The 17,870-nt window shown below is 64.2% G+C and carries 17 protein-coding genes and 1 pseudogene; 13 read left to right on the forward strand and 5 right to left on the reverse strand.

The features are described from left to right. The first annotated feature begins 45 nt into the window (after window positions 1-45). From FOY51_RS23390 to FOY51_RS23430, 9 genes are all read left to right on the forward strand, one after another. Window positions 46-387 carry a cold-shock protein gene (locus FOY51_RS23390; protein ID WP_149432683.1) on the forward strand — a complete coding sequence of 114 codons (342 nt, stop codon included), beginning with the start codon at window positions 46-48 and terminating at the stop codon, window positions 385-387. A gap of 280 nt (window positions 388-667) precedes the next feature. Continuing rightward, complete coding sequence (locus tag FOY51_RS23395) at window positions 668-2,320, forward strand: HNH endonuclease signature motif containing protein (protein ID WP_290367919.1); 1,653 nt, start codon at window positions 668-670, stop codon at window positions 2,318-2,320. Further along, window positions 2,320-3,486 carry a glycoside hydrolase family 76 protein gene (locus tag FOY51_RS23400; RefSeq protein ID WP_235916678.1) on the forward strand — a complete coding sequence of 389 codons (1,167 nt, stop codon included), beginning with the start codon at window positions 2,320-2,322 and terminating at the stop codon, window positions 3,484-3,486. The genes FOY51_RS23395 and FOY51_RS23400 overlap by 1 nt, the downstream gene beginning before the upstream one ends. A 65-nt stretch (window positions 3,487-3,551) precedes the next feature. Further along, a complete protein-coding gene (locus tag FOY51_RS23405; RefSeq protein ID WP_187776440.1) occupies window positions 3,552-4,631 on the forward strand; it encodes an ABC transporter substrate-binding protein in 1,080 nt (359 codons plus the stop codon). Next, a complete protein-coding gene (locus FOY51_RS23410; protein WP_149432685.1) occupies window positions 4,631-5,491 on the forward strand; it encodes an ABC transporter permease in 861 nt (286 codons plus the stop codon). The genes FOY51_RS23405 and FOY51_RS23410 overlap by 1 nt, the downstream gene beginning before the upstream one ends. After that, a complete protein-coding gene (locus FOY51_RS23415; RefSeq protein WP_149432686.1) occupies window positions 5,467-6,216 on the forward strand; it encodes an ABC transporter ATP-binding protein in 750 nt (249 codons plus the stop codon). Before FOY51_RS23410 ends, FOY51_RS23415 begins: the two co-directional genes overlap by 25 nt. Continuing rightward, window positions 6,213-7,550: an LLM class flavin-dependent oxidoreductase gene (locus FOY51_RS23420; RefSeq protein ID WP_149432687.1), complete on the forward strand. Its 1,338-nt coding sequence runs from the start codon at window positions 6,213-6,215 to the stop codon at window positions 7,548-7,550. The genes FOY51_RS23415 and FOY51_RS23420 overlap by 4 nt, the downstream gene beginning before the upstream one ends. After that, entirely contained in the window at window positions 7,551-8,909 is a 1,359-nt protein-coding gene (locus FOY51_RS23425; protein ID WP_149432688.1) for an LLM class flavin-dependent oxidoreductase, read from the forward strand. A gap of 67 nt (window positions 8,910-8,976) precedes the next feature. Further along, a complete protein-coding gene (locus tag FOY51_RS23430) occupies window positions 8,977-10,134 on the forward strand; it encodes an MFS transporter (RefSeq protein WP_235916680.1) in 1,158 nt (385 codons plus the stop codon). Here the strand turns inward: FOY51_RS23430 and FOY51_RS23435 are convergent. Together FOY51_RS23435 and FOY51_RS23440 are read right to left on the reverse strand one after the other, a co-directional pair. Next, a pseudogene (locus FOY51_RS23435) lies at window positions 10,109-10,795 on the reverse strand (alpha/beta hydrolase); the annotation flags it as partial. The gene FOY51_RS23430 and the pseudogene FOY51_RS23435 sit on opposite strands and share 26 nt — an antisense overlap. A gap of 33 nt (window positions 10,796-10,828) precedes the next feature. Further along, on the reverse strand, window positions 10,829-12,043 hold the full coding sequence (locus FOY51_RS23440; RefSeq protein ID WP_149432690.1) for a cytochrome P450: 1,215 nt from the start codon (window positions 12,041-12,043) through the stop codon (window positions 10,829-10,831). Between the two features lie 170 nt (window positions 12,044-12,213). On the opposite strand from FOY51_RS23440, the gene FOY51_RS23445 reads away from it, so the two are divergent. Further along, window positions 12,214-12,792 carry a TetR/AcrR family transcriptional regulator gene (locus FOY51_RS23445; protein WP_149432691.1) on the forward strand — a complete coding sequence of 193 codons (579 nt, stop codon included), beginning with the start codon at window positions 12,214-12,216 and terminating at the stop codon, window positions 12,790-12,792. Here the strand turns inward: FOY51_RS23445 and FOY51_RS23450 are convergent. Then, window positions 12,755-13,426 (reverse strand): DedA family protein, encoded by a 672-nt coding sequence (locus tag FOY51_RS23450; RefSeq protein WP_149432692.1) that lies wholly within the window; start codon window positions 13,424-13,426, stop codon window positions 12,755-12,757. The genes FOY51_RS23445 and FOY51_RS23450 overlap by 38 nt on opposite strands. A gap of 4 nt (window positions 13,427-13,430) precedes the next feature. After that, a complete protein-coding gene (locus FOY51_RS23455) occupies window positions 13,431-14,102 on the reverse strand; it encodes a DedA family protein (protein WP_187776441.1) in 672 nt (223 codons plus the stop codon). Between the two features lie 178 nt (window positions 14,103-14,280). Between FOY51_RS23455 and fbaA the strand changes: the two genes are divergently transcribed. After that, on the forward strand, window positions 14,281-15,321 hold the full coding sequence (fbaA, locus tag FOY51_RS23460) for a class II fructose-bisphosphate aldolase (RefSeq protein WP_149432694.1): 1,041 nt from the start codon (window positions 14,281-14,283) through the stop codon (window positions 15,319-15,321). A 13-nt stretch (window positions 15,322-15,334) separates the two neighbouring features. Continuing rightward, complete coding sequence (locus FOY51_RS23465; RefSeq protein WP_149432706.1) at window positions 15,335-16,414, forward strand: BTAD domain-containing putative transcriptional regulator; 1,080 nt, start codon at window positions 15,335-15,337, stop codon at window positions 16,412-16,414. 60 nt (window positions 16,415-16,474) lie between these two features. Here FOY51_RS23465 and FOY51_RS23470 read toward each other — a convergent pair whose 3' ends face one another. Continuing rightward, window positions 16,475-16,990 carry a hypothetical protein gene (locus FOY51_RS23470; RefSeq protein WP_149432695.1) on the reverse strand — a complete coding sequence of 172 codons (516 nt, stop codon included), beginning with the start codon at window positions 16,988-16,990 and terminating at the stop codon, window positions 16,475-16,477. A gap of 91 nt (window positions 16,991-17,081) precedes the next feature. On the opposite strand from FOY51_RS23470, the gene FOY51_RS23475 reads away from it, so the two are divergent. Then, window positions 17,082-17,720 (forward strand): hypothetical protein, encoded by a 639-nt coding sequence (locus FOY51_RS23475; RefSeq protein WP_149432696.1) that lies wholly within the window; start codon window positions 17,082-17,084, stop codon window positions 17,718-17,720. Window positions 17,721-17,870 lie beyond the last annotated feature (150 nt).

Consider the following 17,870-nt stretch of genomic DNA (forward strand, 5'->3'; position numbering starts at 1 on the left):
GAAATTCGCTCGAAATGCCGATGGCCAGCGTGCAAGTATCGAGGCATGACTGTTGGCGTTGTGCGGAGTTGGTATGGCGAAGAGGGCTGGGGTGTAATCGATTCCGCGGAAACGCCGGGCGGGTGCTGGGTGCACTTCAGCCACTTGTGGGCCGGCGCTATGCCGAAGGCGGCGCCGGGGCAGAGCCTAGCGGTGAGAACGAGCGGTACCCGCCAACTCCGCGTCGGCGAGACGGTCGACTTCGACTGGGAGGCAGTGACTCAGGACGGGTTCGCGTTCCGCGCTACCGACGTTCGTCCTGATGGTGAACCGCCGCGTTGGGAAATTGTCGAGTCCACGGGCGGCTATGCATCGTTTGTCGACATCAACTTCGACGAATCACAGTGAAGCCAGAATGCTGCCTCTAGCTGCGTATTTCCTCTTGCGGTAGAACGTGTGTTCGAGTATGATCGATGCATGTTCGATGGGGGTTTCATTCCAGGGGATTTGACGACGGATTTGCCGTTGTTCGAGGCGTTGTCGTCGGTGGTGGCGCGGGAGAACGTGTGTGCGTTCGAGAAGGTCACGATTGCTGCGGAGTTGTGGGATGTGTGGTTCGAGCGTGATGTTGCTGCGGGTGGGGATGTGATCGTCGATTGCGGTAACAACGCCGTTGGCGGAGATTGCGGTGCGGATCGGGTGTTCGAAGACGATGGCCGAGAACTATGCGTTGCTCGGCCTCGACCTGCGGTTGCGTTTGCCGCTGACGCGGGTGGCGTTCGCGGCGGGCGGGTTGGATTATGCGCGGGTGGCGAAGATTTCGCGGTCGTTGGGTGGGTTCACTCCGGCCACCGTGGCCGCGGCGGAACCGGAGATTGTTGCTGCGGCGCGGAGTCTGTCGCCGGGGCCGTTGGGGTCGGCGATCGAGCAGGTGTTGATCCGGATCGCCCCTGACGAGGTCGCGGAGCGGCGTATCGATGCGACTCGGTGTCGGCGGGTGCGGAAGCGTCGTGATGGTGATCTCGGTGTGTTCGAGGCGGTCCTCTCACCCGAGGAGTGTGAGGCAACGTGGCAACGGATCGCGGAGGTGGCCGACACTGTCTGCAAACATGATCGCCGGAACAGGCAGTACCGGTTGGTGGATGCGTTTCAAGCGTTGATTCATGGTGAGAACCGGTTGCAATGTAAGTGTGGTCGTGCTGATTGTGTTGCTGCGGAGAAGGTGTCGGCGAAGCGGCGGACCCCGTTGGTGCAGGTGTCGATCGATGTCGCGACGCTGCTGGGGTTGTTGTCGAACCCGGCCTATCTCGAAGGGGACGGTCCGATCGATCCCGCGTTGGCGCGCGAACTTGCCGCCGACGGGACGTGGCAGGCGATGTTGACCGAGGCCCTCGAGATGGCACGCTCCCTAGGTCTTGTCGACGACGAAGCCGCTGCCGAAGTCGAAGCCGATGCGGCAGGACAGCGCGCGCCGGTGCCTGACAGCGCCGACGGCGACGCTGTTGGTGCTGAAAGTGGACCTGTGCAACCGGATTCAGCACAGACGGATTCCCCTGAATCAGAATCGTCCAATTTCAATTCGGCGCAACCGGATTCGGCGCGCCTGGATGCACCGACATCGAATTCGGTTGAGCAAGAATCGGCAGCGCAAGATTTGGTCAGGACGTCGGAATCGGAATCGTCGCCGGACCCCTGCGAGCCCGCCAAGCCCAACCCACCGCGGGCGTGTGTGGCGGTTTTCCATGGTCGCGGGATGCGCCGCACGGCGGGGTGGTTGCCGGAGTTCGGGTCGACACCCGCATTAACAGATCCGGCGACCACCGAACTGTCACCGACCGCGGTAGCCGAGCTGGTCGCGAATGCGATCGCGAAAGACCCACAGCTAGCAAACGGGGAACACCCGGACGGCCATGGCGGCCACAGCCAACCTCCACCGGGAGCCCTGGAGTACCGACCTGATGCGGAAACTGTGGCGATCGTTCGGGCCCGGGATCGGTATTGCCGATTCCCGGGGTGCAGGGTCCCGGCGAAGAAGTGTCAGGTTGATCATGTGATTCCGTTTCGCCACCACGCCCCGCATACGGGTGGCTGGACCATCCCGTCGAATCTGCAATGCCTGTGCGCATTTCACCACCAACTCAAAACCATGAAACTGTGGTCGGCGAAAATGTTGCCCGGCGGGATCGTCATCTGGACCAGCAGCTACCAAACCACCCACATCACGCTGCCGGATGGCGGACTGACCGCGTCACCACCGGATCCCGACCTGACTCCGAAGATCCGCAACGGACCAGACAAATGGGAACCACCGGAAGCGCCTGAAGAAAAGGCGCCATTCTGATGAAAATGCAGTGGCAAGATCGTCCTATGCGCGGAGCGGCGGTAACCACACAGGAGTGGTCGACGCGGGCAGATCTGGCCGAGGCCGCGATCGTCACCCGGAACCTGCGACGACTGTGGGGCATTCCGGGCACGCTGCTCGGCGTCGTTGCCTGGCCTGCCGTCCGCCGTGAACGACTGTTCTTCCGCTGGGACTACTGGTGGCAGGCGCATCTCATCGATTGCGCCGTCGACGCAGCAGACCGGGAACCGACTCCGTTGCGCCGCCGCCGCATCGTGCGCATAGCTCGCACGCATCGGATTCGGAATCTGCGTGGCTGGACCAACAGCTACTACGACGACATGGCGTGGCTCGGCATCTCACTCGAACGCGCTCAGCGCACCCAGTTGATCGAACACCGATCGGCGATCGAAGCGTTGGAAGACAGCATCTTCGACTCGTGGGCGCCCGAGAAAGGCGGCGGCATCCCGTGGTGTCGTGGCTCCGATTTCTACAACACCCCCGCCAACGGCCCCGGCGGCATCATGCTTTCCCGAACGGGCAAGGTGTGGCGGGCAGAGGCCATGGCCGACTGGATCGACGACAACCTGGTCGACCCCACCACACACTTGATCTACGACGGCACCCGACCGGATCGCGCACCCGCCGACCCGCTCGACCGCGCCATCTACACCTACTGCCAAGGTGTGGTGCTGGGGCTGGAAACCGAACTGGCCGTTCGCATCGGCGAACCGCGCCACGCCGAACGCGTCCACCGACTGATGCAAGCCGTCGCCGATCAGCTGACCGACAAGAACGTCATCGTCGGCGGCGGTGGCGGCGACGGCGGCTTGTTCAACGGCATCCTCGCCCGCTATCTGGCGCTCGTCGCTGTGATGCTGCCGGGAAACTCACCCGAAGACACCGAAGCCCGCGACCTCGCCGCCAAGATCGTGCTGGCCTCGGCGGCTGCAGCATGGGACAACAGGCTCGAAGTCGAAGAGCAACCGCTGTGGGGCCGCGATTGGTCGGTACCCGCGGTCCTGCCCGGGTACGGAAACACCCTCGCTGTCTTCACCGGCGGAACCGTTCACTCGTCCGATATTCCGGAACGCGACTACTCGGTGCAGCTCAGCGGCTGGATGCTGATGGAAGCGGCCTACGTAGTGAGCGCCGCGGGCTACTGATCCACTTCGAATCACGCCAACCGTAAAGGTTTTCGCGTACCGACAGCGGTTGTTAGCTGGTGGGCATGACATTGCTGCGCCGAAGAACGTCGTCCGCTGCCCTCTTCCTTGCCGCCCTCGCGGCATCGACCGCGGTGCTGACCGGCTGCAGCAACGACTCGACGCCCGACAACGCGATCTCCTCGTCCGCCGCCTTGCCGACCGCGATCCCGGCCGGCACCAAGTTGGTGATCGCCGATCAGCAGGAACGCATCCAGACGCTGCTCCGCGCCTCGGGAGAGCTGGACAGGCTGCCGTTTGCATACGAGTTCGCAAACTTCGTCGGCGGGCCCTCGATCCTCGAAGCCTTCCGCGCCGGGTCCGCAGATGTGGCGGGCGTCGGCGACGTGCCGCCGATTCAGGCATTGCTGGCGGGTCAGGATGTACCGATCATCGCTGCGGCACAGTCGGATCCGAACAACACTCCGCTCGCCGTCGCACCCGGGCAGAAGGTCGAGAAGCTCGCCGACCTGAAGGGCAAGAAGATCGCCTACGCCGAAGGGACCGCGCAGCAGGCAATCGTTCTCCGTGCACTCGCCAAGGCGAACCTGAAGACCTCGGATGTGGAACTGGTCCGCCTGCAGCTGGCCGACTTCAACGACGCCGTCCGCACCGGCCAGGTCGATGTCGCACCCCTCAACGAGCCGCGCCTGACACGCTTCCTCAAGACCCCCGGCTCGTCGACCGTGCCGATCTCCGAGACCGACGGCACCGGAAGCGGTCTCAGTTTCGTCTACGCGCGCCGCGAGGCTATCCAAGATCCGGGCAAGGCAGCCGCGCTGCAAGCCTTCGACGCCGCCTACATCCGCGCTGTCCACTGGTCGGACACCCATCCCGACGAGTGGGTGCAGAAGTATTACGTGGACAGTCAGAAGATCAGTGCCGAGGACGGCAAGCGCATCGTTGCGTCCCTGGGCAACTGGGCATTTCCGCACCTCGACGACGCCCTTGTCGCGCGTCAACAGGCCACCATCGACGTGCTCGACAAAGAGGGGCAACTCCCCAAGAAGATCAAGGCCACCGACGGTTTCGACCTCCGATTCGACGCCATGGTCACCAAGACCGTGAACGAGATCGGCGCCACGTTCGACCGCGAGAAAAGCTGATGGCGGTCCACACGCTCAACCGGCCCATTGCGCTGACCGGTGACAAGGCAGTCGACGCGCCGTTGGCAAGGCGAAAAGCCAAGGGTCGCAGACTCGGTCCCGGTCGCCCTATTCCGTTCGGGCACGCGATCGGCCCGATCATCCTGTTCGCAACCTGGATCATCACCTCCGCGACCGGTGTGCTCGACCCGGAAACCCTGCCGTCACCGCTGACGGTCTTCCACACCGGGGCCGACCTCTGGCGCGACGGCACCCTGCAAAGCAACCTGCTGACATCGATTCAGCGAGCCGGAATTTCGCTGGTTCTCGGCATCGCGATCGGCCTTGTGTTGGCGCTGGTCGCCGGCCTCAGCCGAATCGGTGAAGCGCTGGTGGACGGCCCGATCCAGATCAAACGCGCCATCCCGACGCTCGCGCTGATCCCGCTGTTCATCGTGTGGTTCGGCATCGGCGAGTCGATGAAGATCATCGTCATCACCACCAGTGTCCTGATCCCCGTGTACATCAACACTCACGCCCAACTGCGCGGCGTCGACGGCAGACACGTGGAACTCGCTGAAACCGTGGGCCTTTCGCGGTGGCAATTCATTCGCAAGATTGCCTTGCCCGGATCGTTGCCCGGCTTCTTCACCGGCGTGCGCATGGCCGTCACCATCTCCTGGCTGGCGCTGGTGGTGGTCGAACAGGTCAACGCCACCAGCGGCATCGGCTACCTGATGACGCAGGCCCGAACCTACGGACAGATCGACGTGATTGTGGTGGGGCTGGTCATCTACGCACTGTTCGGCCTCTTCGGCGATCTCGTCGTGCGCGCAGTGGAACGGAGGGCGCTGGTATGGCGACAGACGTTGGCGGACTGAAGAACAGCGGACTGGTACACGCGAGGGACCTGCACCGCGGCTTCGACGGGCGCGCCGTCCTGCAGGGCATCGACCTCGACATCGCGCGCGGCGAGTTCGTAGCGCTCCTCGGCCGCAGCGGCTCGGGCAAGAGCACGCTGCTGCGCGCGCTCGCCGAATTGGATTACGACGTACCGGGTTCCGGCGAGCTGGAAGTTCCGGCCAACAGGGCAGTGGTATTCCAGGACTCCAGGCTGCTGCCGTGGGCCCGAGTCCTCGACAACGTGGTGCTCGGACTGGCCGGTCGTGACGCCAAAGAACGTGGCCGACAAGCGTTGGCCGAGGTAGGTCTCGCGGGCCGCGAGCGAGCATGGCCCAAAGAGCTCTCCGGTGGCGAACAGCAGCGAGTTGCGTTGGCGCGCTCTCTTGTTCGTGAGCCTGACCTACTGCTCGCCGATGAACCCTTCGGTGCGCTGGACGCGCTCACCCGAATCAAGATGCACGTGCTGCTGCAGGAACTCTGCGCCAAGCACCGTCCCGCTGTTCTCCTGGTCACCCACGATGTCGACGAGGCCGTGCTGCTCGCCGACCGCGTTCTGGTACTGCAGGAGGGGCGAATCGCCGTCGACCAACGCATCGACCTTGCCCGTCCTCGCCGCCATCGTGAACCGGCATTCAACGAATACCGCGAACTACTGCTCGAAAGTCTGGGCGTAGACCGCGAACCGACAGGAGTACCCGCATGACCCGACAGTTGCACTTCAACGCGTTCCTGATGAGCACGGGACATCACGAATCGTCCTGGCGCCTACCGGAAAGCGATCCCCGTGCCAACACCGACATCGGCCACTTTCGACGACTCGCGCAGATCGCCGAGCGCGGCACCTTCGATTCGATTTTCTTCGCCGACAGCCCGCAGCTCTTTCAGGACGTCGGCCGTCGGCCCGCCGGTGGGCTCGAGCCGATCCAGGTGCTGGCATCTGTCGCAGGCGTCACCAGTCGCATCGGCCTGATCGCCACGGCCACAACAAGTTACAACGAGCCGTTCAACCTCGCTCGTGCCTTCGCCTCGCTCGATCACATCTCCGGTGGTCGCGCAGGTTGGAACGTGGTGACGACCGCGACGGCGGAGGCGGCGCAGAACTTCAACCTCGACACGCTGCCGAACCACCGCGATCGCTACGACCGCGCCGCCGAATTTCTTCAAGTGGCACAACAGCTGTGGGACAGCTGGGATGACGACGCAATCCTCGCCGACAAAGACGCAGGCGCCTGGGGTGACAACGACAAGGTGAACACCGTCGACCATAAGGGTCGGTTCTTCGGCGTGCGTGGACCGCTCAACGTGGAACGCTCACCGCAGGGCCATCCGCTGATCGTCCAGGCCGGTTCGTCGGAAGACGGCAAGGATCTGGCCGCCAAGTACGCGGAAGCCGTCTTCACGGCCCAGCAGACCCTCGCCGACGCCCAGGCGTTCTACAGCGACCTCAAGAGCCGAGCAAAGGCGTTGGGGCGCAACCCCGATCACATCATGATCCTGCCCGGCATCGTCCCCATCATCGGTGAGACCCAGGCCCAGGCGCAGGCGCTGGAAAGCGAGCTCGATCGGTTGATCGTGCCGAAGTACGCGCTGAAGGAACTGGCGAAGACGCTGAAGATCGACCCGTCCGAGCTGTCCCTCGACGAGCAACTGCCCGCGAACCTGCCGTCCGAAGATCAGATCGAAGGCGCCAAGAGTCGGTACTCACTGGTCGTCAGTCTTGCCCGCCGCGAGAACCTCACGGTGCGTGAGCTGATCGGCAGGCTCGGTGGCGGACGAGGTCATCGCACGTTCACCGGCACGCCGGTACAGGTGGCCGACGCGATCACCGAATGGTTCGATTCGGGCGCCGCCGACGGCTTCAACATCATGCCCGCAGTGCTGCCGTCCGGCCTCGAGGCGTTCGTCGACACCGTGGTGCCGATCCTGCGTGAGCGCGGCCTGTTCCGCACCGACTACACCGGCTCGACCCTGCGCGAGCACTACGGCCTGCCCAGGCCGACCAACGTATTCGACAAGACTTTGCAGGAGGTCGGGTAGATGCACGAGACCACGCAGCCGAGACAGCTCAGCCTCAACGCCTTCATCTATCCCTCCGGCCACCATGAGGCGGCGTGGCGGCACGCCGACAGTGCGCCGGACCGCATCTACGACGTCAGCTACTACCAGGAAATCGGTCGTACTGCCGAAGCCGCCAAGTTCGACGCCGTCTTCTTCGCCGACGGTCCAGCGCTGCGTCAGAACGTGAAACACTATGCGGCACCGGGCTTGGAGCCGATCACGCTCCTCACCGCCATTGCCGCGGCGACGACTCATCTCGGACTGATCGCCACCGCATCGACCACGTACTACGAGCCGTACAACCTTGCCCGCCTGTTCTCGTCGCTCGATCACATCTCCGGGGGTCGCGCGGGCTGGAACATCGTGACCACCGGAACCGACTTGGCCGCAGCCAATTTCGGCCTCGCGAAGCATCCAGATCACGCGGAGAGGTACTCGCGTGCCCGCGAGTTCGTCGACGCCGTCGTCGCGCTGTGGGACAGCTGGGAGGACGACGCGATCGTCCTCGACACCGAATCCGGTATCTACGCCGATCCGGACAAGATCCACGAAATCAACTACGTCGGTCGCCATCTGCGGGTGCGTGGGCCATTCAATTCGGCGCGGACACCACAGGGTCACCCGGTGCTGGTGCAGGCAGGTGCGTCGAACGACGGCCGTTCCTTCGCAGGGCAATACGCCGAGGCGATCTTCACCGCGCATCAGCGGCTCGAAGACGCGCAGGCGTTCTACTCCGACATCAAGGCCCGCGCAGCTTCGTTCGGCCGCAACCCGGAGCACGTGAAGATCCTGCCCGGCATCAGCCCGTTCATCGCGGACACCGAAGCCGAGGCCAAGGCGTTGGAGCGAGAGTTCAACGAGCTCACCGTACCCGCCTACGGGCTGGGTCAGCTACGGAACCTGGTCGGGAAAGACCTGGATCACCTGGATCTCGACGGCCCCGTTCCCGTCGAATTGTTCGGCGATGCAGGCGATGTCACCGACAACTCGCGCAGTCGGCTGCAGGTGATCGCGGGAATCGTGCAACGCGAGAAGCCGACGGTGCGTGGATTGCTGCACCGTCTTGCCGGTGCCCGCGGGCACCGCGTCTTCGTCGGCACCCCGGAGCAGGTCGCCGACACCATCGAGGAATGGTTCACCAAGGGAGCCGCTGACGGCTTCAACGTGATGCCTCCGTATTACCCAGGCGGTCTCGAAGTCTTTGCGAAGACGGTGGTTCCGATCCTGCAGGAGCGTGGGCTTTTCCGCACCGAATACACGGGCACTACGTTGCGCGATCACTTCGGGCTGCCTCGGCCGGAAAGTCAGTTCGCGGGCCGCGCTGCGGCGGCGCAGTGATTCTCTTCAAGCAGTGACAGCCACCGAATCGGACTGTCGCAGAACAGAGCCCGTTCGCCTGCGGGCGATGACCCTGCAGGTCTTCCTTCCTGCCGCGGTGTTCGGCCTCGGCCAAGGTGCCGCAACGCCGATCTTCGCGTTGCGCGCGCTGGAACTCGGGGCGTCGACCGCGGTGGCCGGCGTGATCATCGCGCTGTCCGGCCTCGGCATGGTGCTCGGCGATCTACCGGCGGGTCGTGCCGTGTCGCGGATCGGCGAGCGCTGGTCGGTGGTGCTCGGCTCGGCGCTCGGTGCCGTGGGCGTTGTCCTGTGCATCTCCGCGTGGAACGTCACCGTGCTCGGCGTCGGCATGCTGCTGCTCGGTGTCGCAAATGCGGTGTGGGGGTTGGCCCGTCAGTCCTACGTGGTGTCGGCGGTGCCGATCGCCGACCGTGGCCGGGCGCTGTCGACGCTGGCGGGCTCGATGCGTCTCGGCTTCTTCGTCGGTCCGTTTCTCGGTGCGGGCGTTGTACATTGGGTGGGGCTGAGCGGCGGACTCTGGGTGCAACTGATCGCGATTGTCGCCTCCGGCGGGTTGATGGCCACGCTGCCGGACGGCGAGATCGCCGACGGTCGAGGCCCGGTTCGCTCGCTGGCATCGGTGATCGTAGAGCACCGCAGGCTGCTGGGGACACTCGGGTCCGGCGCCTTGGCGATGGGTGCATCGCGCGCCTCCCGAACGGCACTACTGCCGCTGTGGGCCGCGCATATCGGCATGAGCGCATCGACCACCAGCCTGATCTTCGGCGTCAGCGGCGCCGTGGACGTCCTGATGTCCTATCCCTCCGGACTGCTGATGGACAGGCTGGGGCGCCGCGCGGTCGCGGTCCCGTCGATGGTGGTGTTCGGACTCGGCTACCTGGTTTTGCCCCTCTCCACCGGCACGCTGACCATGGGTTGCGTAGCTGTGCTGCTCGGCTTGGCTAACGGACTCAGCAACGGCGTCATGATGACGATCGGCGCAGACGCAGCACCGGACGGATACCGCGCCGAATTCCTCGGTGCGTGGCGGCTGACCCACGACGTCGGCATGTTCACCGGGCCGATCGTGGTCGGCGTGATCAGCGGTGTTGCCGCGTTGGGAGTTGCCGCGGCTGTTCTCGGTGGTTCGGCGATGCTGGGCGCAGGCGCGTTCGCGCGGTGGACGCGAAGAACCATCCGAGGTCGGCCACCGCGCGATCGATGAGGTCGACCACCGCATCAGGCTGAGATGCCAACGATGCATGGCTGGCCGCGAGCTCGATCGTGTGGCGCGGACTCATGCGTTGCGCCATCCGACGTTCGTTGTCCGGGTGGATCATTCGATCATCGGTGGATACCTGATACCAGGTCGGCTTGTTCTTCCACGCCGGTGCCGTGACGTTGTCGCCGAATGTCGAACCGAGCGGCGCCTTCTGCGTCACAGCCATCACGAGTGCCTCGTCGGCGGTCAGGTCCTGACAGAAGCTTTCGTGGAACTTGTCCTGCTCCACCCACAGGTAACCGTCGGAATCGGGCTTGATGTTGTCGAACGCGGCAGGCGGCATCTCCTGGCTGATCTGCCCCGGGCTCTCGCCGGCATCCGGCGCGAAGGCCGCGATGTAGACCAGGCCGACCACGTTCGGCAGATCACCCGCCTCCGTGATGACCGCACCGCCGTAGGAATGTCCAACCAGCAACACCGGGCCGTCCACCTGCTTGATCATCTGTTGCGTACGTGCGGCATCGTCGGCCAGCGAGGTGAGGGGATTTTCCACCGCGAACAGCGACCCGTATCCGCGTTTGCGCAGCTCGACGATGGCTTTTGCCCAATGCGCAGCCCCGCCCCAGAATCCGTGCACCAGAACGATTGTTGGTTGTGTCGACATAGTTGTGACCTCCGGATCGAGTGGCTGGACCTGTCAAGTGTGGTCCGGTGTCGCCACGGTTACCAGGTCCAGTTTCAGATGCCGTCGAACGAAAATGCTCGGCAACCACTGTGCCGCGTCGGGGGTGGGGGCCAGGGCGAACTCACTCGTCGCGTCGAGTAGCGCACTCAGCGAAATTCGCGCTTCGAGGCGGGCCAACGCCGCCCCGACGCAGAAGTGTGCGCCCTTTCCGAATGCCAAGTGCGCGCGGAGATTCGGACGATCCAAACGGATCTGGTCGGGATCGTCGAACGCGCGGGGATCGCGGTTGGCCGCGCCCCACAGCAACAACAGATGGCTGCCCGCCGGTAGTCGCACGCCGCCGAGGGTGGTATCGGCTACGACGTGGCGATGATGCCCGCGAAACGGCGACTCGAGACGCAGCGCTTCCTCCAAGAAGGAGGCCAGCAGGTCGCGATCGACCCGAATCCGTTGTTGCAGTGCGGTATCGAGAGCAAGCATGCGAACTGCATTGCCGATCAGACCCGCCGTGGATTCCCCACCGGCGCCCACGAGTTGGACCAGCATGAGCACCGCGACAGTACTGTCGAGATCACCCGCGAAATGTGCGCGTGCGAGGTCGCCGAGCAAAGTGTCCGTCGGCGACGCACCGGCGAGTTCGAGCTTGCTGCGCAGGTAGTCGGCCAATGCGGCGGCAGCGGTGACAACCGCGCCTAGCCGGTCTTCCGCCGTGACGCCGCCCAGCAGTTCGGTACTGGCATAACCCCATTCGACCAACTGGGGCACGTCCTGCTCGGGTAGCCCGATCAGCCGAGCGACGATGGTCATCGGCAGGCGATCGCCCACCGCAGACATCCACTCGATCCGATTGTCGTGCATGCCATCGGTAATCAGCTCCGCGGCCATCGCCTCGATTGCCGGTTCGAGCGCTCGAATTCGCTTCGCCACCAACGTAGGCAGCACCAGCTTGCGCTGCGCCATGTGCGTCGGATCGTCGCCGGTTGCCAGCACGTGAATTGCCTGGCCCGCACCGTCGAGATCGAACACCGTTGCTTTGCCGTTCGGTCGCTGCACCAACGCGGCGGTCAGATGCGACGAGAAGTCCGCGGGCCTGTTGACCGCCTCCATGACCAGATCCCAAGTCGAGACGAGATAGAAATCGGTGCAGCTCACCCGATGGACCGGGTCGCTCGTGCGCAACCGCTCGTACATCGCATAGGGATCGTCGAGCTCGGTGAAGGCTGTCATTCCCCGATCGTCGGGTCCGGCGGAACCGCCGTCAACAGCTCCGGAACAACTGAGAATTCGGCTGATATCTGGGCGGCCGGTCTATCTCATCGAAAGTGTTTGAACTGCAGTTATCCGGTACGCTTGTCAGTATTCTGTCTCACTGTGCGACACAGATCGGACTTCGTATCGTGCCTCCAACCCGTCGAGACTGGCTGGTCGGCGGCAACCGTGAAGCCTTGGCCGTCGAGCGCATTCTCGGCGCCGCCGCCAAGCTGATCGCCCGCGACGGGCCGGCCGCCATCGACATCGACGCCATCGCAGCCGCCGCAGGGTGCTCCCGTGCGACGGTCTATCGCTACGTCGGAGGCAAATCCGCCATCGCCGACGCCGTGCTGACTCGCGCCGCGGCTCGAATCGGCGATCGGGTCGCACGAGCCGTGTCGCCGTTGACCGGGCGTGAGCGATTCGTCACCGCGATCACCGCATCGCTCGCCGCGGTTCGCGGCGATCCCGTCGCGTCGCAACTACTGGACCGCACGTCGTCGACGACGGTGAACGAATATCTGCTGCGAGCACCCGAGTTGGCAACCACCGCAGCCACGCTCGCCGGCATCGATGCTGCCGACGATCCGCTTGCTGCGCAATGGGTGGTGCGGGTGGTGCTGTCGTTCCTGTCGTGGCCTGCCGAAACGCCCGACGTCGAAAGGCAGCTGATCGAGCGATTCGTCGCTACCGCATATGAGCCGAATGGACCTCGTCGACCGTGACGGACTCCGGCTCCTTGGCCATTTCCTGGCGGTAGTGCCACACGCCGACGCCGATGCCAGCCAACAACACCACAACCATCACGGCGAGCACGGTGGGCATCAGCCACGACACGCGTTCGATGAAGGTGCCCGCGTAATAGCCGACCATGATCAGAACCGGTGCCCACACAATGGCTCCGAGCGTGCTGGCGATCGTGTACTTGCGGTGATCCATCTTCGCGGCACCGGCGACCAGCGGGCAGAACGTACGGACCCAGGGGATCCAGCGTGAGATCAGCACCGCCCAGAAGCCGTGCCGATCCAGCATCACGTTCACGCGGTGCAGATTGTGGGTGTTCAGATACTTGCCCTCTTTGCGTACCAACAACTTCGAGCCACCGCGATGGCCGATCACGTAGCCGACCTGATTGCCTGCGACCGCGGCGATCATCGTGCCCGCGGACAGCGCCCACGCCTGCTCGCTCCCCGCATGCGACGACAGCACGATGCCCGCCGTGATCAGCAGCGAATCACCGGGCAGAAACAAGCCGACGATCAGCGCGCATTCGAGGAAGACGAAGGTGAACACGATCGCCCACACGACAAGCGGGCCCGCGGTTTCGAGGGCCTCGAAACCGCCGGCGAAGGTGCTCACCGGTTCAACTGGTGGGGTCGTTGGGAACTGCAACGCGATCGACCTGGCTGGATGCACGACGCGAGTCGAGGACGCGCTTACCGACCGAAATGATGGCAGGCAGGATCGAGATCAAGACGATCAGCAGGAAGATCGCCTCGACATGGTTCCTGATGAAGGCGATGTTGCCGAGGAAGTAGCCGAGAACGGTGACGCCACCGCCCCACAGAATGCCGCCGACGATGTCGAAGCCGAGGAACTTGCGATAGCTCATCGCGGAGACGCCCGCGAGGACGGGTGTGAAGGTGCGCACAATCGGGACGAATCGGGCCAAGATGATCGTTTTGGGACCGTACTTCTCGAAGAACTCGTGCGACTCGGTCACATACTGCTTCTTGAAGAAGCGCGAATCTTCCTTCTGGAACAGGGCGGGTCCGATCTTGCGCCCGATCCAATAGGCACACTGATCGCCTGCGATCGCGGTGAATGCGACGGCGGGCAACAGCACCCAGATCGACACCGGAGGATTGTGCTGGGCGGAGAGCAAACCGCCCGTGAACAGCAACGAATCGCCAGGGAGCAGCGGAAACAGCAGGCCTGTCTCGATGAAGACGATGACGAGAATGGCGGGAAGCACGGCCGATGCGAACGGGCCGTCGCCAGTGAGCAAGTACATCGGATCGAGCCACTGGGGCATCAACGCTAAGTTGGTCACGGACTCCGACGCTGCCTGCACAATCACGTCGCTTACCTTACCGGCATCAACCTGAAGATCCCCTGATAGCCGCATGTGCAGGCCCTTGTCCCACGGTGGCGTCCGCTGTCTTATGGTGAGTCGACGGATTTTCGACACTCGCCATGGAGGTCAGTTCACAGTGCCCATCGCAACCCCCGAGGTCTACGCCGAGATGCTCGGTAGGGCCAAAGAGCACGCCTTCGCTTTCCCGGCCATCAACTGCGTCGGCTCCGAGTCGGTCAACGCGGCCATCAAGGGTTTCGCCGACGCGGGTAGCGACGGCATCATCCAGTTCTCCACCGGTGGCGCCGAGTTCGCTTCCGGCCTCGGCATCAAGGACATGGTGACGGGCGCGGTCGCGCTCGCCGAGTTCGCGCACGTGATCGCCGCGAAGTACGACGTCACGATTGCCCTGCACACGGACCACTGCCCCAAGGACAAGCTGGACACCTACGTGCGTCCGCTGATCGCCATCTCGCAGGAGCGCGTGAACGCGGGCAAGAATCCGTTGTTCCAGTCGCACATGTGGGACGGCTCCGCGGTCCCGATCGACGAGAACCTCGAGATCGCGAAAGACCTGCTGGCGAAGGCTGCCGCGGCCAAGATCATTCTGGAAATCGAGATCGGCGTCGTCGGTGGCGAAGAAGACGGCGTCGAAGCCGAGATCAACGACAAGCTCTACACCTCCGCCGAGGACTTCGAGAAGACCGTCGATGCGCTCGGTGCCAGCGACTCGGGCTCGCTCTATCTGTTGGCTGCCACCTTCGGCAACGTGCACGGCGTCTACAAGCCGGGCAACGTGAAGCTGCGTCCCGAGGTTCTTGCCGAGGGCCAGAAGGTCGCTGCGGCCAAGCTCGGCCTTGCCGAGGGCAGCAAGCCGTTCGACTTCGTCTTCCACGGTGGCTCGGGCTCGCTGAAGTCGGAGATCGACGACTCGCTGAACTACGGCGTCGTCAAGATGAACGTCGACACCGACACGCAGTACGCCTTCTCGCGTCCGATTGCCGGTCATTTCTTCAGCAACTACGACGGCGTCCTGAAGGTCGACGGCGAGGTCGGCAACAAGAAGGTATACGACCCCCGCAGCTACTTGAAGAAGGCCGAGGCCGGGATGACTGAGCGTGTCATCGAGGCATGCAACGACCTGAAGTCGGCCGGCCGGTCGGTCAGCGCCGGATAGGGATTCATTCGTGATGGGCCCGAGAGTCGACATACGGGTTCTCGGGCCTGTTCAGCTGTTGGTGGACGGTCGACCACTCGCGGTCGGGGGCCCGAAGCCGAGGGCGTTGCTGGCAATGCTGACGATCAACCGGCGCCGCGCTGTTCCCGCCGAGGCGCTGGCAAACGCGCTGTGGAACGGCGAGCCGCCCGACGCTTACAGTGCGAGCCTGCAGGTTTCGGTGTCGAACATTCGAAAGTCGTTGCGCGCCGAAGGAATCGATGCCGCTTCGATGCTGCGAACGGTCGCGCCCGGCTATCGACTCGAGCTCGCGGATGACGACTGCGATCTCGGCAGGTTCGAAAATGCCCGTAGCCGAGGCGATTACGCTGCGGCGCTCGCCGAATGGGGTGGCGCTGCGCTGGCCGACCTACGCGGAATCGGGTTCGCCGACGACTTCACCGTTGCGATGGACGAGGAGCGTCTGCTCACCACGTCGGCTCGTATCGACGCCGACATCGCAGGCGGCGGGGCTGCATCGGTGGTCGGCGAGCTGGTCGCGCTCACCGCCGATCATCCACTGCGAGAACCGTTGTGGGGCCAGCTGATCACCGCGCTGTATCTGTCCGGGCGGCAGGCGGACGCCCTCGATGCGGCGCGTCGGGTCCGGACCATCCTGTCCGATCAACTGGGTATCGATCCCGGACCTGCGCTGGCACAGCTGGAGCAACAGGTTTTGCGGCAGGAACCGCTGTCGCTCGCTCGGCCGTCGCGGCGTGCTGCCTTGGCGATGAACGAGACGGTGGCCGAAACGCAGAACGTGGTGCGGCGCGGGCAATTACGGCTGGCCGACGGAACCGTGGTGGTGGTGGGTGCGGACGGGCTGACATTGGGTCGGATGACCGACAACGATGTGGAGCTCGACGACCCCAAAGTCAGTCGGCACCATGCGAGGATCACGCGCAGCCGGGCGGGAATTCTGTTGAGCGATCTGCATTCTGCGAACGGCGTCTACGTCAACGAGCAGCGAATCGACGGTGCGGCGATCCTGGCCGACGGCGACGGCGTGCGTATCGGCACGACCGTCATGGTATTCGAGGAAGTGGTTCGGTGACAACAGAATTGGGCGGATCCACCCCCCTCTAGTGGACCCGCCCAGTTCTGTCGCATGCCGTTATTGGCAGGTATCGAAGGTGCCGAGCAGGGTGCGCCCGTCCTTGACCTCGTACGCGGTGGCGTACAGATCGGTGGTGCCGACCACGGTCTGCTGGTTGGAGGCGAGCCATTCCACCTGCTGGATCGCGACGTAGTGCGCGGAATCGGAGCTTGCGACCTTCACGTCGTCCGTGGTGTCCAGATCGGCGGCCTTGTCGACGGTGGCCTTGGCGCTCTCGTAGTTGCTGACTCCGATGATGTCGCCGTTGGCCACGTCGACCACCACCGTGCGGTAGCGAACTGTCTGGTGCTCACCCGGCAGGTAGTCGGGCTGCGCGTACACCGTCGGGTGATCGAACTTGATCTTGACCTGGCCGTCGTCGTGGCGGCACTCGGCCGTCGACGTGAGGGCGTGGCCCGGATTGCCGGTGTAGGAATCGGCGCTCGCGATGCCGGTGCCCGCGACTGCGAGCGCTCCGGTGACGGCGGCGGTGGCAGCGAGTCCGGCGATGATCTTGGCGGGCGTGCGGTTCATGGTGTCTGGTTCCTTAGTCTGTTCGGTGTTCGGCTTGTTGGATAAACCATGTCCGGCACCGCTGACGGAGTCCTTAAGGAATCCTTAAAACGTGAGCGTGGACTACAACCCATGGCAAGAATTTCGGCTCGCGACGTTCGGCGACCCGTACCTGGTGTGGCACGACGGAGCCGACTACACGAAGCTCCGCCGCAAGTGGCTGCTCAGCAGGGGATCGACCGCTGACCTGTTACGCCTCGGCCTCGGCGCGGGCGATCCCCTTGCCGCGCAGTCGATTGCGGCGCTGGCCGGGCAGTTTCGTCCACCACGAGACCTGCTGCCTGCTCTGCTCGACCAACTGCCCGCAGCAACGGGATCGTTTCGCGTGCGCGTTGCGCAGGCGTGTTTCGCCCTGACCGGTGAGCAACGCTACGGACGCGAAATCCTGCCGGTGCTCCGCGAACCGGGACACTGGGGCCCGCGGATCGACGCCGCGATCGCGCTACGTGAGTTCGCGCCGACCGCTGAGCTGATCGACGCACTCGCCGCAGCCGTATGCGACGTGGAGTATCTGGTGCGGTACCACTCGTCCAGTACGTTGCTCACCATGTCGGGGCTGGTCGGGGAGGTCGACAAATACCCGGACCTGTTCGCGCGCATCACCTCCGACAGCACGCCCGACATGAATCGCAGCGCCGCCGCGCAACTTCGCGGTACTGCCCTCGCTGAGCAACGGAAAAAGCTGGCGTGATCTGCATGTATGCGGTAGAATCGAATGCATGTTCGATACCGATGCGAGTGATGAGGCGAGGCGGCTGATCGATCAGTTGCGCGCCCAGCATCGGGCGTCGGCGATCGCGCAGGCCGAGGAAATCTTCACCCTGACCGCCTTGTATCGAGC

This window comes from Antrihabitans cavernicola, from assembly GCF_008297975.1.
Lineage (GTDB): Bacteria > Actinomycetota > Actinomycetes > Mycobacteriales > Mycobacteriaceae > Antrihabitans > Antrihabitans cavernicola.

What these genes read in the sequence shown, in the direction of transcription:
- FOY51_RS23430 (WP_235916680.1), top strand. Translation starts at nt 8,977, where the DNA reads ATGACCCTGCAGGTCTTCCTTCCTGCCGCGGTGTTCGGCCTCGGCCAA.
- FOY51_RS23465 (WP_149432706.1), top strand. Translation starts at nt 15,335, where the DNA reads ATGGGCCCGAGAGTCGACATACGGGTTCTCGGGCCTGTTCAGCTGTTG.
- FOY51_RS23470 (WP_149432695.1), bottom strand. Translation starts at nt 16,990, where the DNA reads ATGAACCGCACGCCCGCCAAGATCATCGCCGGACTCGCTGCCACCGCC.
- FOY51_RS23420 (WP_149432687.1), top strand. Translation starts at nt 6,213, where the DNA reads ATGACCCGACAGTTGCACTTCAACGCGTTCCTGATGAGCACGGGACAT.
- FOY51_RS23415 (WP_149432686.1), top strand. Translation starts at nt 5,467, where the DNA reads ATGGCGACAGACGTTGGCGGACTGAAGAACAGCGGACTGGTACACGCG.
- FOY51_RS23440 (WP_149432690.1), bottom strand. Translation starts at nt 12,043, where the DNA reads ATGACAGCCTTCACCGAGCTCGACGATCCCTATGCGATGTACGAGCGG.
- FOY51_RS23405 (WP_187776440.1), top strand. Translation starts at nt 3,552, where the DNA reads ATGACATTGCTGCGCCGAAGAACGTCGTCCGCTGCCCTCTTCCTTGCC.
- FOY51_RS23410 (WP_149432685.1), top strand. Translation starts at nt 4,631, where the DNA reads ATGGCGGTCCACACGCTCAACCGGCCCATTGCGCTGACCGGTGACAAG.
- FOY51_RS23400 (WP_235916678.1), top strand. Translation starts at nt 2,320, where the DNA reads ATGAAAATGCAGTGGCAAGATCGTCCTATGCGCGGAGCGGCGGTAACC.
- FOY51_RS23390 (WP_149432683.1), top strand. Translation starts at nt 46, where the DNA reads ATGACTGTTGGCGTTGTGCGGAGTTGGTATGGCGAAGAGGGCTGGGGT.
- FOY51_RS23455 (WP_187776441.1), bottom strand. Translation starts at nt 14,102, where the DNA reads ATGCCCCAGTGGCTCGATCCGATGTACTTGCTCACTGGCGACGGCCCG.
- FOY51_RS23425 (WP_149432688.1), top strand. Translation starts at nt 7,551, where the DNA reads ATGCACGAGACCACGCAGCCGAGACAGCTCAGCCTCAACGCCTTCATC.